Below are 12,420 nucleotides of genomic sequence, written 5' to 3' on the forward strand. Positions count from 1 at the left end.
GTGGGGCCGCGATATTCGGCACACTCCGGACTGTTGCCCAGCCCACGCTACGCACCGGTAACATTGCCCCGGGACGACCTTAGGGAAGGTTAAGGGCATGGCTGATTTCGACGTCTACCGGCTTCCGGAGGACCACGAGACGATCCGCGCCGCCGTGCGCGAGGTCTGCGACGCGCGGGTGGCCCCGCACGCCGCCGAGGCCGACGAGACGGGTGAGTTCCCCAAGGCGTCGTATGACGCCCTGCGCTCCTCGGACTTCCACGCCCCGCACATCCCGGTGGAGTATGGCGGCGCCGGTGCCGACGCCCTCGCCACCGCGATCGTGATCGAGGAGGTGGCCCGGGCCTGCGCGTCGTCGTCGCTGATCCCGGCGGTCAACAAGCTCGGCACGATGCCGCTGATCATCGCGGCGTCCGAGGAGCTGAAGGCGAAGTACCTGTCGAAGGTCGCGGCCGGCGAGGGCATGTTCTCCTACTGCCTCTCCGAGCCCGAGGCCGGCTCCGACGCCGCCTCGATGACCACCCGCGCGGTCCGCGACGGCGACCACTGGGTGCTCAATGGCGTGAAGCGCTGGATCACCAACGCCGGCGTCTCGGAGTACTACACGGTCTTCGCGGTCACCGACCCGTCCGCCCGCTCCCGCGGCATCTCCGCGTTCGTGGTGGAGAAGTCCGACGCGGGCGTCAGCTTCGGTGCTCCGGAGAAGAAGCTCGGCATCAAGGGCTCCCCGACCCGCGAGGTCTATTTCGACAACGTGCGCATCCCCGCCGACCGGATCATCGGCGAGGAGGGCACCGGCTTCGCCACAGCCATGAAGACCCTCGACCACACCCGGGTCACCATCGCCGCGCAGGCCATCGGCATCGCGCAGGGCGCGCTCGACTTCGCCCTGGGGTACGCGAAGGAGCGCAAGCAGTTCGGCAAGGCGATCGCCGACTTCCAGGGCCTGCAGTTCATGCTCGCCGACATGGGCATGAAGCTGGAGGCGGCCCGGCAGCTCACCTACGCGGCGGCCGGCAAGAGCGAGCGCGGTGACGCCGACCTGACCTACTTCGGCGCGGCCGCGAAGTGCTTCGCCTCCGACGTGGCCATGGAGATCACCACCGACGCGGTCCAGATCCTCGGCGGTTACGGCTACACCCGCGACTACCCGGTCGAGCGCATGATGCGCGACGCCAAGATCACCCAGATCTACGAGGGTACGAACCAGGTGCAGCGCATCGTGATGGCACGGCAGCTCCTGAAGGACTGATCGAGCGGGGCCTCGCCGTCGTGCCGTCCGGGCTCGGCGAGGCCCTACCCGATGCGGTTGAGCACGGCCTCCAACGTGTGACGGGTCAGCTCGGGTGGGTCCGCGGCGCCGCCGATCCGGGCCATGGCCAGGCGGTACGGCTCCGACTTGCCGGGGTCGTCGAGGAAGTGCGCGCTCTCCAGGTTCTCGAGGTAGACGACCTCCGCCAGGTTCGTGCCGCCGAGCCTGAGGACGGAGAAGGAGTCGTTGCGCAGGGCGCACAGGCCGGACCGTGGCCGTAGCACCTGGACGCACACGTTCGTGAAGTCGGCGGCCTCGATCAGGAACTCGATCTGCTCCCGCATGATCGTGGTGTCGTCGACGCCGTCGGTGAGCGCGCCGAGGTCCACGACCGCCCAGAGCTTCGGCGCTCCGCTGCCGAGCACCATCTGTTGCCGCCGCATGCGCACGTCGACGAGACGGCGGACGTGCTCGTCGTCGGAGTACCGGGTCCGGATGATCGATTCCGCGTAGGCGCTCGTCTGCAGCAGTCCGGGCACCAGCGAGCATTCATAGGTCCAGACGTACTCGGCGGCCGACTCCAGGACGAGATACGAGCAGAACCAGTCGGCGAACGAGTAGCTGTAGGAATCCCACCATTTCTTTCCGTTGAGGCGACGGTTGAGCTCGAGCAGCGACAGGCGTTCGCCCGAGTCGATCACCCCGTACAGATCGAGCAGTCTCGTCAGGTCGTCGTCCTTGAGACGGATCCGGCCGAGCTCGATCCGGCTCATCTTGGACGCGGAACCGGAGATGTGCTTCGCGGCGGCCTTCCGATCGATGCCGGCCGACTCCCGAAAGGCGGTCAGACGGCGGCCGAGAATCTCGTGGACATGGTTCGGGCGGCCTTCGTCGCCTGGTGGAGACAGGATCTTCGGGCGCAATCGGGCTCTCCGTAAAGGGGCCGAGGGCGAGCGTCCACGCATGGGGGATGCTGACGTCACCGCCATTTCACGTATGGAATCGTGCCCCGTCAATCGAAAGAGCGGCAAGCCCGGTCAGCCTTGCGAAATTGCATTCAGCCGTGACGGTGACCGGTTTCGTGCGCATGCGGGCATATTTTTCCGATAGGAGCCCGCAATGGCGTAATCCGTTCGAGTGACTTCGCCCCTCCTTTCCGGCGCCGGCGGATACATAGGATGCGGGAAGGGCCCCCGGCGCGGAGGTGACGGTGATGGAGTACGACTCTTGGGTGCCGGAGGGTGTGGACATCACCGTGCCGAACGCGTCACGGGTGTATGACTACGCGCTCGGCGGGATGCACAACTTCGCCGTCGACCGGGCGTTCTGGCACCAGGTCCAGGCGCTGTTCCCGGACGCGCACCTGATCGCGCGGGCCAATCGCGCCTATCTGGGGCGGGCGGTGCGGTGGCTGGTCGAGGAGCAGGGCGTCGATCAGTTCCTGGACATCGGCTCGGGGATCCCGACGCTGGGCAATGTGCACGAGGTGGCGCAGAGAGCCGACCCGCGGGCGCGGGTGGTGTATGTCGACGTGGACCCGATCGCGGTCGAGCAGAGCCGCAGTCTGCTGCGCGACAATCCGAAGGCGCAGGTGATCCACGGTGACCTGCGCGATCCCGACGCCGTGGTGTGGAACGACGAGGTGATCTCGTTCCTCGACTTCTCCCGGCCGATCGCGGTGCTGATGGTGGCGGTGCTGCACTTCATCCCGGACGAGGTCGCCCCCCGTGCGCTGATCTCCCGGATCGGCACGGCGCTGATGCCGGGGAGCTTCCTGGTCCTCTCGCATGTCGGACCCGAGGTGAGCGAGCAGGGCCTGCAACGACAGGAGACCGCCCGCAGGCTGTACGAGAAGACGCCCACCCCGCTCGTGATCCGAGACGGCCGGGAGTTCCGGGCTCTCATCGACGACTCCTTCGAGGTGCTGGAGCCGGGCATCGTGGCCGCCGACCGGTGGCGGCCCGACCCGGAGCAGATCGCCGACATCCCGCCGCAGCCGAACGCGCTGGTCGCGGTCGCGCGACGACGATAGGTGGCTCCGGGCTGTCACCCTCCGGGGTGGTCTGCGGGTGGGCTCGAGTGGCGATGCCTGTTCTCCGCATTGCACAGTGACGACGGCCATCACATTGCGTGCCCGGCCGTCGACTCCACGGAGGAACCGCCACCATGACGCACCTGATCCAGGCGGCGGACGGATCGGCGCTCGACGCGCTGGCTCATCGGTGGCTACACGAGGTCGCCTCGGTCGGCTACGTGCCGGGCCGGCGGGCGGAGACCTTCCAGGAGATCAAGAAGCTGCTCGAACGGCTCGTCGACACGATCACCACCGAGCCGTTCGAGCCGGGGCCGGGGCGGTGGGCCGGCGCCCGGCTGGTGGAGTTGCGGCTGGCCGACCCGAGGGTGGTCGGGGTGACCGTCCGGCTGCTCACCGCCGGGCTGGCCGGGCTCGTCGACGGCGGCCCGGACATGATCGGAGACCGGGTCCTGCGGGTGGTCGAACAGGTCGGCAACGGTTTCGCGGCGGCGTTGCGCGACACCGCGATGGCGGTCGGCGAGGAGATCAACCGGGCGATGTGGGTGACCTGGCAGGCCGACACGTCCGCGCTCCAGGACCGGTTGCAGCGTGCCCGCCTGCATGACCCGGTGAGCGGTCTGCCGAATCGGGCCCACCTGCGTGAGACGTTGCGCCGGCTGGCGGCCGGGCGCGGGCGGATCGGGGCGTGCCTGCTGCGGGTCGACGGCTTCGCCGACCTCAACGACGCCCTCGGGCACCGCCACGGTGACGATCTGCTGAGGGCGATCGGCCGGTGTCTCGGCGATCTCGTCCAGTCCTGGAACGCCACGGCCCGGGATCAGCGCACCGGACGGGAGACCGGCGGCCGCTACCTGCTGGCGCACCTCGGCGGCGAGCAGTTCGTGCTGCTCATGACCGGCACGACCAGCACCCACCAGATGGTGAAGGTGGCGAAGCTGGCCCGGCTGGCGATGCGAACGGTGGAGCTGCCGTCGGTGGACGGTTACGTGCCGCGGGTGAAGACCAGCGCCGGGATCGTGGAGGCGCCGGCCGGCTCGCGCCACGAGCCGGACGAGTGGCTGCGCGATGTGCACCGGGCACTGGCGTGGGCGCACGAGGATCCCGGCGGGGTGGTGGTCTTCGAGCAGGGCCGGGCCGAAGCGGACTACAGCCGGTACCGGCTGGCCGCCGCGCTGCCGGCCGCCCTGGAACGCGGCGAGTTCGAGCCGTTCTTCCAGCCGATCCTGGTCCTGGCCGATCGCCGGGTCGTGGCCCTGGAGGCGCTGGCCCGATGGCGGCATCCGGTGGAGGGCCTGCTGGGCCCGGACCGTTTCATCAGGCTGGCCGAGCAGACCGGCCTGGTCCGCCGGCTGAGTCACACCCTGCTGGAACGGGCCTGTCATCACGGCGCGGCCTGGCATGGCCGGGGCCACGACCTGCTGATCAGCGTGAACCTCGCCGCCGCGCAGATCGCCGACTCCGGTCTGGTCGCCGCGGTCGCGGACGTGCTGCACCGGACGAGGCTGCCCGCCGAGCGCCTGCAACTGGAGATCATCGAGAGCGACGCCGTCCGCCGGCATCCTCAGGTGCTGCAGGGCCTGGCGGACCTCGGTGTCCGGCTCGCGCTCGACGACTACGGCGCCGGTAGTGCCGGCCTGCGGTCGCTGTCGCGGCTGCCGGTGACGACGGTGAAGCTGGCGGCCGAGCTCGTGGCCGATCTGGAGGACGGCGACGACATGGCGGCGGCCGCGATCGTGCGGCACACCATCGAGCTGTGCCATGACCTCGGCATGACCGTGATCGCCGACGGCATCAGGACCGAGACTCAGCATCTGCGGCTCAGCGCTCTGGGCTGCGACCTCGGCCAGGGACCGCTCTTCGCCGAGCCGGCGTCGGCGTCGGCGTCGCTGTCACCCGTGGGCTCTCTCCCGATCTGAGGGCGGCCCGTCCGGCTCCGACCGGGGGCCTCCGTAGAGCGCGTCGCCGGTGAGCGCGGGTGCCAGTGCATGTTCTGGACGCCGAGCGTTGACGAACCAGCGATATATCTGAAACATTGAATTTCCCAGCTCGCAAAAACTTGGCAAAGACACGAAAATTTTCATGCGCGAGCCGGAAGTCCTCATCTTCCCCCTCGGCGTGGTGGCCCGCGCTTCGGCGAGTGGTCTCTGCGCCGGTCCGACAGGACGGACCTCATGCAGCCGATATCCCTCAGCCGACGGCTGGTCAGCGTGGCCCTCGCGGCCGGACTGGCCGTTCTCGGTCTCACACCCGTGGCCGCGCACGCGGCCGGCGGCCCCAACCTCGCGGCAGGCAGGGCGGTCTCCGCCAGCGGCGCCCTCGGAGCGCAGCCCGCCTCGGCCGTCAACGACGGCAATCCGAGCTCCTACTGGGAGAGCCCGAACAACGTCTTCCCACAGTGGATCCAGGTCGATCTCGGCAGCGGTGTCGCGATCGACCAGGTGGTGCTGAAACTGCCGCCGGCGTCTGCGTGGGCCACCCGCACGCAGACTCTGAGCGTGCAGGGCAGCACCGACGGCTCGTCGTTCGGCACGCTCTCGGCGTCGGCGGGGCGGGTGTTCAACCCGGCCACCGGCAACACGGTCACCATCGCCTTCGCCGCGGCGACCGTCCGGTACGTGCGGGTGCACATCACCGCCAACACCGGCTGGCCCGCCGGGCAGCTGGCCGAGCTGGAGATCTACGGCGTGGCGGGGCCGGTCGACCCCGACCCGGATCCGCCGGCCGGAGCCGACCTGGCCAGAGGCAAGGCGATCGAGGCGTCCTCGACGACGTTCAACTTCGTGGCGACCAACGCCAACGACGGCAACACCGGCACCTACTGGGAGTCGGCCGGGTTCCCGTCGACGCTGACCGTGAAGCTGGGCGCCGACGCGAACGTCACCGGTGTCGTGGTCAAGCTCAACCCGGACGCGGCATGGGGTCCACGGACCCAGAGCATCCAGGTGCAGGGACGGCCCGGGACGGCCACCGGCTTCTCCGAGCTGAAGGCGCGCGCGGACTACGGCTTCAGCCCGTCCGGCAACCAGAACTCGGTGACGATCCCGGTCAGTGGGCGGGCTTCGGACGTACGGCTGCAGATCTTCAGCAACAACGGCGCGCCCGGTGGTCAGGTCGCCGAGCTGCAGGTGATCGGCGCCTGGGCGCCGGCCCCGGACCTGGTCGTCACCTCGACGACGTGGAGCCCCGCCACCCCGGACGAGACCTCCACCATCACCCTGACCGCCGCCGTCCGTAACGCCGGCACCGTGGCCTCCGCCGCGTCCAGAGTGGACTTCAAGCTCGGCGGCGCCGTCGTCGCCGGCGCCGACGTGCCCGCCCTCGCCGCCGGGGCGTCGGCCACCGTGACCGGCAGCGCCGGCGCCCGGGCACAGGGCAGTTACACCGTCTCGACGACGGTGGACCCGGCCAACACCGTGGCCGAGACCGACAACGACAACAACACCTTCACCGCGGCCTCACCGCTCGTGGTGGGCCAGGCGCCGGGCCCGGACCTACAGGTCACCGCGATCAACATGACACCGGCGAATCCGGCGGTCGGCGCGGCGGTCGGCTTCACGGTCACCGTGCAGAACCGTGGCATCAGCGCCGCGGGCGCCAGCACCACCCGTGTGGCGGTCGGCTCGGCCACGCTGACCGGGGCGACCCCGGCGATCGCGGCCGGTGCCACCACGACCGTGACGATCGGCGGGACCTGGACGGCGACCAGTGGCGGCGCCACCGCCGTCGCGACCGCCGACTCGGCCGGTGTCGTCACGGAGACGAACGAGAGCAACAACACGCTGTCGCGCTCCATCGTGGTCGGACGCGGCGCCGCCGTGCCGTACGTCTCCTACGAGGCGGAGGCCGCCCGCTACCAGGGCACGCTGTTGCAGGCCGATCCGCTGCGCACCTTCGGGCACACCAACTTCGCCACCGAGTCCTCCGGCCGGCAGTCGGTCCGTCTGAACAGCACCGGCCAGTTCGTCGAGCTCACCTCGACCAACCAGGCCAACTCCATCGTCGTACGCAACTCGGTGCCGGACTCGGCGAGCGGCGGCGGCCAGGACTGGACCATCAGCCTGTACGTCAACGACGTGTTCAACCGGAAGCTGACCCTCAGCTCGCGCAACAGTTGGGTGTACGGCACCACCGACGACACCGAGTCGCTCTCCAACACTCCGCAGGCCGACGCGCGCCGGCTCTTCGACGAGTCGAACGCGCTGCTCGGGCAGTCGTACCCGGCCGGTACCCGGTTCAAGTTGCAGCGTGACTCCGGCGACTCGGCGAGCTTCTACATCATCGACACGATCGACCTGGAGCAGGTGGCGCCGGCGCTGAGCCAGCCGTCCGGCTGCGTCTCGATCACCGGCTACGGCGCGGTGCCGAACGACGGACTCGACGACACGGCCGCCATCCAGCGCGCGGTGACCGACGACGAGAACGGCGTGATCGGCTGCGTCTGGATCCCGGCCGGTCAGTGGCGGCAGGAGCAGAAGATCCTCTCGCCGGACCCGGCCCGCGGCCAGTGGAATCAGAAGGGCATCCGCAACGTCGTGATCCGCGGCGCCGGCATGTGGCACACCCAGCTCTACACGAACACCCAGCCGCACCAGGTGACCGGCAACATCAACCATCCGCACGAGGGCAACGTCGGCTTCGACATCGACGACAACACCCAGATCTCCGACATCGCGATCTTCGGCAACACGCAGAACCGGGCCAACCGCGGTCACGGGCTCAACGGCCGGTTCGGGAAGAACACGAAGATCAGCAACGTGTGGATCGAGCACGTCAACGTCGGGGCCTGGGTCGGCCGCGACTACTCGGACACCCCCGCCTACTGGAACCCGGGCGACGGCGTGGAGTTCACCGGCATGCGGATCCGCAACACCTACGCCGACGGCATCAACTTCTCCAACGGCACCCGGAACTCGCGAGTCTTCAACTCCTCGTTCCGGACCACCGGTGACGACGCGCTGGCGATCTGGGCGAACCCGTACGTCAAGGACCAGAACGTCGACATCAACCACGACGACCACTTCCTCAACAACACCGTCCAGCTGCCGTGGCGGGCGAACGGCATCGCGATCTACGGCGGATACGGCAACACCGCACAGAACAACCTGGTGTACGACACCGCGAACTACCCGGGGATCATGCTGGCCACCGACCACAGTCCACTGCCGTTCTCCGGCACGACGCTGCTGGCCAACAACGGGTTGTACCGGACCGGCGGGGCGTTCTGGAACGAGGACCAGGAGTTCGGCGCGATCACCCTGTTCCCGTCCACGAAGGACATCGTCGGCGTCACCATCCGGGACACCGACATCGTCGACTCGACCTACGACGGCATCCAGTTCAAGACCGGCGGCGGCAACATGCCGAACGTCGCCGTCACGAACGTGCGCATCGACCGGTCCAACAACGGCGCCGGCATCCTGGCGATGAGCGGCGCTCGCGGCAACGCGGTGCTGTCCAACGTCCAGATCACCGGCTCGGCCGACGGCGACGTCGTCATCCAGCCGGGCTCACAGTTCACGATCTCCGGACGCTGACGGAAGGCCGCGGGTCACTCCCGCGGCCTTTCCCGCGGCGGCGGGCCCGAAGATGCACGATGACCAGCGGCACGACGCCGATCGGATACCAGATCATGTCGACCGGGTCGAAGGAGGTGCCGAGCACGAGCCGGGCGGCCAGACTGTGTGCGGACAGGGCCGCGGGGATCCCGGTGAGCTGGGAGAGCTCCACACCCCAGCACCAGGCCAGGGCGATCGCACCGACGGCGAGCGGACCGGCGCGAGGGGCCAGGAAGCGGACGCCGGCCCAGGTCATCGCGGCGTAGAGGGCGGTGCCGGAGGACTGCTCCATCCAGCTGCCGACGGGCGCGACCGCCCGGACGGCCAGGGCGGTGGCCAGAGATCCGAGCGCGGCCCCGAGCATCGCGAGACGGAACCGCCCGTGGCTGATGGACATGGCCGTGATCGTAGGGGGCGGACGAAAGCCCGGTCCGGCCTGCTCAACTCCGGTGGGCCGGATAGACCCGGCGCTGGTTGACCGGGATCCGGTGACCGGGCGCGGGGTCCGCCTCGCGAGGGGTGTACGGACCGGCGGCGAGCCGGGCGGTCGTGCTGTTCAGCGGGCGGCCGGCCGCGTTCGGGTCACCCATCATCCTCATGATCGACCGGGACGCCTCGTCGTACCCGACGCGGTACGCCTCGTCACGTTCCATGCCGTGCCGGTGCCATTGGTGGATCCGTCCGACCGCGTAACCGGTGGACATGACGATGGCCAGGGTGAGGATGAAGTACATGAGGTAGTTGCCGGGCGCTGTCATGATCCCGCCGCGGGGACTTGATCGTGGAAAGGTTCTGCGGCATTACCTTCTTTCATGCCTTCCATCCTTGGTGGTACGTTTCCCGGATAGCTGACTATCGAATTGTGAATTCGCCGTCGGCACGATTCCGGAGATGGTCGGGATAGCTTCGGGAATTCGTCTCTCAGGACAGAAAACTCGTGTTGGACGACGGGGGACGTCAGTCGCGGGTCCACCGTTGACGCCAAAAGGAACGTCCGCGGCTGCCCGATCGGCCCAGTCGTCCCGTGGTGCCCGCGGAGCGCTGGGGCGGGGTGATCGGTAGCGAGCGGTCCGATGGCGCGGGGTGCCCGGCCGACTCGGGACGATGTGGACCGACGAATTCGTTCGCCCGAATGGCCCGGGTCGTCCGGGTTGATCGTTGGGATCCGCCGATGATCGACAGGTGCGGAAGCCCGGGTGATGGATACCGAACGAGTGAGAAACGGCCCAGGTTCATGCGAACGGTCGGACGGGGATTTGCTTCCTTTGACCGTTTGAGAACGATTTAAAGGGAATCACCCGGTCGCGGCCGACGGGCCACCGTCCACGGCCTCCTGATCCGAGAAAGGTTCCCGCGGATGTACAGAGACGCAGGCACGACCGGTTCCGGGCCGACTCTCGTGGGCGAGGGGTGTTCGTCGTGATCATGGAGACCGACGTGATGCTCCATCGCCGCGAAGCCGACGGCGTGACGGTCTACCAGGCATCGACGGCACACCAGCCGGCCCCCGATCCCGCCCCAGCCCCAGCCCCAGCCCCCGAGCCGGCCCCCGACCCCGAGCCGGCGCCGCCGGACCGCGCCATCGCGATCCTCGCCCTGGCGCAGCGCACCGCCGACGACCACATCGCCGAGGCCCGGGCCCGGGCCGAGCGGATCCTCGACGAGGCTCATTCGTACGCCGACGGGGTGCGCGCCGAAGCCGACCGGCTCCTGTCCGACGCGCGGGCCGAGGCGGAGCACATCGTGTCCGGCGGGACCGTCTACGCCGAGCAGTTGAGGCTCCAGGCGCAGCAGCGCTACGAGGACGCCGTGGGTGGTCTGTCGATCAAGCGGGAGGCGCTGCAGCGTCAGATCGAGAACCTGGCCGCCTTCGACCACGACTACCGGCACCGGATCACACTGTTCCTGCAGAGCCAGCTGCGGGCGCTCTGGGCTGAACATCCGCAGACCATGGACGTGCCGGGTGTGGGCCAGCAACTGCCCGGTGGCTTCGCCGACGAGATCGGGCCGAGTTGAGCGCCCGCCGGTGGGCCCGGCGACCGATCCCCGGACCGTCGTCACTCGCGCCGCAGGCGCCGTTGCCGCTGCAGGTCGATCTCCCGCCAGTCGTCCGGGATCTGGTCGACGAAGAAGCGCTGGACCGGGGAGAGCCCGCCCGCCTGGGCGAGCAGTTTCTGCATGCGGATCCAGCGGCGCGTGTCCGTCCGGGCGCGCTGCACCCGGGCCCGGGCGACCGGATCCGAGGGATCGCTGTACGGCTGGTCGCTCTCCAGCAGCGCCAGCGCCGCCTTGTAGGCCGCTCGCCAGCGAGCCGGCAGTGTGGTGTCGATCTTTTCCACCAGTCGATTCCTTGCTCTAGTACCCATCGCTCTAGTACCCATCCGGCAGCTTTCCGGACCTTTGTGCACGGGAATAACCTGCCAGAAATGTCAGCCTCCATCAGGAACGTCTATTTTCGGCGCTCGGAGGCCTGCTATCAGTGAAACCGCGGCACCGCAAGGTGCCGAAATACCCTTGTGTGAACCATTTCGGGGGAGGGCGGACACGTATCGGTGACGTGTGGCCGGCGCCCGTCCTGATTTCGGGCGCCCGCGGATGGCCGGACGGACGAGCCACGCTCGGCGGGAAGACGACAGGTACCGACCGGGCGCCCTAAGTCATGTAGGTGACCGGCACGGAAATCGCGGCATCCGTGAGTTCCTCTCGTTTCCGGCGGGGCGCACCGGCGCGGTCCACTGAACGGCTGGCCGCCGAAGACCTGTCTGGCGTTCGGCGATATCCGCCAGTTCGACTTCCGGCGTGGCGTGAATCGGGTTCTTCATCGCGAAAGACACGACCAGAGCCCGTCGGAGGGAATTGCGATGAAAAAGCTCGCCCGGATGATGACCATGGGTGGATTCGGTCTTCTCGCCGCGCTGACGGTCGGGGCCGGGCCGGTTCAGGCTGCTCCCGCCAACAGCGTCGCGGTGGCCAAGCCGGGGCCGCGTCACATCGAGCTGCGCGAGGGCGTGCAGATCGCCGGCTTCTACCGGACGGCCGGCTTGTGCCAGCGGTCCGGCCGGTTCGGTGAGCGCAACGCCTACTGGGACGTCCACAAGTGCTCCCCGGTGCGGGTGGGCGTCCGCCGCGGCGCGTGGGCGCTCCAGACGGCCAGCTACGACGACTGGGACCGGCTCGGATTCGCTGTTCCGCTGAGCGCCGTCTGCGAGTTCCCCGTCCAGTACCGCCCGACGTGGGTGGGCCAGTTCCGCCCGGGCCGGCCGGGCTACGTGAGCCCCCGCTACCCGCGCTACAACCGCCCCGGTCACGGCCGCCCGGACCACGGCCGCCCGGACCACGGGCGCTCGGACCAGGGTCGCCCGGACCAGGGCCGTCCCGACCACGGGCGCCCGGACCAGGGCCGTCCCGAGTCGCGGCTGCCCGGCTCGGCGGCCAAGCCCGGGAACCGGTCCGGATTCGGCTCGGCCCAGCCGGTGCCCTCGGTCTCCGTGAGCCCCAGCCCCAGCCCGAGCGCGAGCACGAGCGCGCCGGTTCGGGGCGGCCACGGATCGGGCCCCGGCTCGCGATGAGACCGCGAA

10 protein-coding genes are annotated in these 12,420 nt (G+C 69.3%); 6 read left to right on the forward strand and 4 right to left on the reverse strand.

Annotated elements, in window-relative coordinates; all coding sequences use genetic code 11:
- The first annotated feature begins 97 nt into the window (after positions 1-97).
- Positions 98-1,252: an acyl-CoA dehydrogenase family protein gene (locus tag ACQPZW_RS04150; protein ID WP_433793504.1), complete on the forward strand. Its 1,155-nt coding sequence runs from the start codon at positions 98-100 to the stop codon at positions 1,250-1,252.
- A 44-nt stretch (positions 1,253-1,296) separates the two neighbouring features.
- On the opposite strand, the gene ACQPZW_RS04155 is transcribed toward ACQPZW_RS04150, so the two are convergent.
- Complete coding sequence (locus tag ACQPZW_RS04155) at positions 1,297-2,175, reverse strand: helix-turn-helix domain-containing protein (protein WP_433793505.1); 879 nt, start codon at positions 2,173-2,175, stop codon at positions 1,297-1,299.
- A gap of 290 nt (positions 2,176-2,465) precedes the next feature.
- On the opposite strand from ACQPZW_RS04155, the gene ACQPZW_RS04160 reads away from it, so the two are divergent.
- From ACQPZW_RS04160 to ACQPZW_RS04170, 3 genes are all read left to right on the forward strand, one after another.
- Complete coding sequence (locus tag ACQPZW_RS04160; protein ID WP_433793506.1) at positions 2,466-3,284, forward strand: SAM-dependent methyltransferase; 819 nt, start codon at positions 2,466-2,468, stop codon at positions 3,282-3,284.
- A gap of 134 nt (positions 3,285-3,418) precedes the next feature.
- Entirely contained in the window at positions 3,419-5,203 is a 1,785-nt protein-coding gene (locus tag ACQPZW_RS04165) for a putative bifunctional diguanylate cyclase/phosphodiesterase (RefSeq protein ID WP_433793507.1), read from the forward strand.
- 255 nt (positions 5,204-5,458) lie between these two features.
- Entirely contained in the window at positions 5,459-8,821 is a 3,363-nt protein-coding gene (locus ACQPZW_RS04170; RefSeq protein ID WP_433793508.1) for a CARDB domain-containing protein, read from the forward strand.
- Here ACQPZW_RS04170 and ACQPZW_RS04175 read toward each other — a convergent pair.
- Both ACQPZW_RS04175 and ACQPZW_RS04180 read right to left on the reverse strand, forming a co-directional pair.
- The gene (locus ACQPZW_RS04175; RefSeq protein ID WP_433793509.1) at positions 8,802-9,239 is read right to left on the reverse strand and encodes a DUF2809 domain-containing protein; all 438 of its coding nucleotides are present in this window, start codon (positions 9,237-9,239) and stop codon (positions 8,802-8,804) included. The genes ACQPZW_RS04170 and ACQPZW_RS04175 overlap by 20 nt on opposite strands.
- A 43-nt stretch (positions 9,240-9,282) precedes the next feature.
- On the reverse strand, positions 9,283-9,600 hold the full coding sequence (locus ACQPZW_RS04180; protein ID WP_433793510.1) for a hypothetical protein: 318 nt from the start codon (positions 9,598-9,600) through the stop codon (positions 9,283-9,285).
- 661 nt (positions 9,601-10,261) lie between these two features.
- On the opposite strand from ACQPZW_RS04180, the gene ACQPZW_RS04185 reads away from it, so the two are divergent.
- A complete protein-coding gene (locus ACQPZW_RS04185; protein WP_433793511.1) occupies positions 10,262-10,858 on the forward strand; it encodes a DivIVA domain-containing protein in 597 nt (198 codons plus the stop codon).
- 41 nt (positions 10,859-10,899) lie between these two features.
- Here the strand turns inward: ACQPZW_RS04185 and ACQPZW_RS04190 are convergent, their stop codons facing one another.
- Complete coding sequence (locus ACQPZW_RS04190) at positions 10,900-11,181, reverse strand: hypothetical protein (RefSeq protein ID WP_433793512.1); 282 nt, start codon at positions 11,179-11,181, stop codon at positions 10,900-10,902.
- Between the two features lie 522 nt (positions 11,182-11,703).
- Between ACQPZW_RS04190 and ACQPZW_RS04195 the strand changes: the two genes are divergently transcribed.
- Positions 11,704-12,411 (forward strand): hypothetical protein, encoded by a 708-nt coding sequence (locus tag ACQPZW_RS04195; RefSeq protein ID WP_433793513.1) that lies wholly within the window; start codon positions 11,704-11,706, stop codon positions 12,409-12,411.
- The last annotated feature ends 9 nt before the right edge of the window (positions 12,412-12,420 follow it).

The organism is Actinoplanes sp. CA-252034 (assembly GCF_050956125.1).
Taxonomy (GTDB): Bacteria; Actinomycetota; Actinomycetes; order Mycobacteriales; family Micromonosporaceae; genus Actinoplanes.

Excerpts from the sequence above, each read along its gene's own strand:
- ACQPZW_RS04170 (WP_433793508.1), top strand. The coding sequence starts at position 5,459 with ATGCAGCCGATATCCCTCAGCCGACGGCTGGTCAGCGTGGCCCTCGCG.
- ACQPZW_RS04195 (WP_433793513.1), top strand. The coding sequence starts at position 11,704 with ATGAAAAAGCTCGCCCGGATGATGACCATGGGTGGATTCGGTCTTCTC.
- ACQPZW_RS04165 (WP_433793507.1), top strand. The coding sequence starts at position 3,419 with ATGACGCACCTGATCCAGGCGGCGGACGGATCGGCGCTCGACGCGCTG.
- ACQPZW_RS04160 (WP_433793506.1), top strand. The coding sequence starts at position 2,466 with ATGGAGTACGACTCTTGGGTGCCGGAGGGTGTGGACATCACCGTGCCG.
- ACQPZW_RS04150 (WP_433793504.1), top strand. The coding sequence starts at position 98 with ATGGCTGATTTCGACGTCTACCGGCTTCCGGAGGACCACGAGACGATC.
- ACQPZW_RS04175 (WP_433793509.1), bottom strand. The coding sequence starts at position 9,239 with ATGTCCATCAGCCACGGGCGGTTCCGTCTCGCGATGCTCGGGGCCGCG.
- ACQPZW_RS04180 (WP_433793510.1), bottom strand. The coding sequence starts at position 9,600 with ATGACAGCGCCCGGCAACTACCTCATGTACTTCATCCTCACCCTGGCC.